This is a genomic window from Nitratidesulfovibrio oxamicus (assembly GCF_015731765.1).
Classification (GTDB): domain Bacteria; phylum Desulfobacterota; class Desulfovibrionia; order Desulfovibrionales; family Desulfovibrionaceae; genus Cupidesulfovibrio; species Cupidesulfovibrio oxamicus.
The window spans coordinates 1-1,337 of the sequence record NZ_VRYY01000568.1 but is presented as its reverse complement, the minus strand read 5'-3'; the positions used below and the strand labels follow the sequence as shown (position 1 = coordinate 1,337).

Genomic DNA, 1,337 nt, shown 5'->3' with positions numbered 1-1,337 from the left:
TCGCGGCTGCGGCGCGGCGTGGCGGCCTTCTGCGGCGGCGTGCTGGCCATGTTCGGCGCGCGTCTTGCCGACGGCTGCCCCAGCGGGCATGGCCTGAGCGGTTCGTTGCAGCTTGCGGCAAGCGGGTTCGTGGCGCTGGCCTGCTTCTTTGCGGGCGGGCTGGTGACGGCGTACATCCTGTACCGGGGGAGGTAACCATGGACCTTACGTACGGGCTGGTCACGGGTATTCTGTTCGGCATCTTCCTGCAACGCTCCGAAGTGTTGCGCCACGACAGGCAGTTGGGCGCGCTGCGCCTGCGCGACATGACCATCGTGAAGTTCATGCTCTCCACCGTGGTGGTGGCCATGGTGGGCGTGTATCTGCTGGTGGATCTGGAAATGGCGAAACTTTCGGTGAAGCCGCTGGTGCTGGGCGGCAACATTGTGGGCGGGCTGGCCTTCGGCCTTGGCTGGGGGCTGCTGGGATACTGCCCCGGCACTTCGCTGGGCGCGCTGGGCGAAGGCCGCTGGGACGCCCTGTGGGGCATCCTGGGCAGCCTGTGCGGCGCGGCCCTGTATGCCGAAGCCTACCCGGCCATGAAGGCCACCCTGCTGACCTGGGGCGACTTCGGCAAGGTCACCCTGCCCCAGTTGCTGGGCGTGAACCACTGGGTGGTCATCGTGCCGATGGTGGCGGGCGCGCTGCTGCTGTTCCGGTGGTTCGAGCGCAAGGGACTGTAGTTTTGCGCACGTGACGGCTATGGGCCGCCGCTTCCGTTTCGGGAGCGGCGGCCCTTGGCGTTTTGCGGGCAGGCAGGCCCATCCGGGGCGGACGCCCAAGGCAGGGGCACCCCATGCCCCCAGTACGGCGGATTACCGGCAAAATGGCCGTGGGGCTTGCCCGCCGGGCCGTCACCCCCTATGCTTGGACACCACGCGGCGTCGGGTTTCCGACTGCTGCGCGCGGTTTGTCCTGTTTTCTGCCTGACGCAGGTCCGGCACCGGGGGATGCGTCGCCGGGCTGGCGCGCATCGCATGGTCCTTGGCGCGGAATTTGCTTTTTGTCGGGTCATGGTCCAGCCACGGAATTTGGAACGCAAGGCGGCCGGTGTGAATACGGGCATGAGCACGGGCACGAATGAGCGCGCGCATGTCGTGCGTCGTGCATCGTGCGGGCCGGACGCCGCCGAAAATGGAGGATGGTGGGTGAAGCGCAAACGCACGGCATACGGCGGCCTTGTGGTCGCGGCTGCACTGGCGGTGGGCGTGCTCGGCCTTGTGGCCGGGTTCGTGCCCGACGCGGGCAGCCCGTTCGTGCGTGCGCCGCTGAGCGACAGGGTGCTGCGCGCCAGGCCC

General features: G+C 68.3%; 3 protein-coding genes. 2 read left to right on the top strand and 1 reads right to left on the bottom strand.

The features are described from left to right. Positions 1–195, top strand: a 195-nt coding sequence (locus FVW20_RS15670; protein ID WP_196610336.1) for a YeeE/YedE thiosulfate transporter family protein, incomplete at its 5' end; no start/stop codon positions are given. 2 nt (positions 196–197) lie between these two features. Beyond that, on the top strand, positions 198–722 hold the full coding sequence (locus FVW20_RS15665) for a DUF6691 family protein (protein WP_196610335.1): 525 nt from the start codon (positions 198–200) through the stop codon (positions 720–722). A gap of 171 nt (positions 723–893) precedes the next feature. On the opposite strand, the gene FVW20_RS15660 is transcribed toward FVW20_RS15665, so the two are convergent. Continuing rightward, positions 894–1,133 carry a hypothetical protein gene (locus FVW20_RS15660; RefSeq protein ID WP_196610334.1) on the bottom strand — a complete coding sequence of 80 codons (240 nt, stop codon included), beginning with the start codon at positions 1,131–1,133 and terminating at the stop codon, positions 894–896. Between the last annotated feature and the right edge of the window lie 204 nt (positions 1,134–1,337).

Coding starts and splice junctions, on each gene's coding strand:
- FVW20_RS15665 (WP_196610335.1), top strand. CDS start 198: ATGGACCTTACGTACGGGCTGGTCACGGGTATTCTGTTCGGCATCTTC.
- FVW20_RS15660 (WP_196610334.1), bottom strand. CDS start 1,133: ATGCGCGCGCTCATTCGTGCCCGTGCTCATGCCCGTATTCACACCGGC.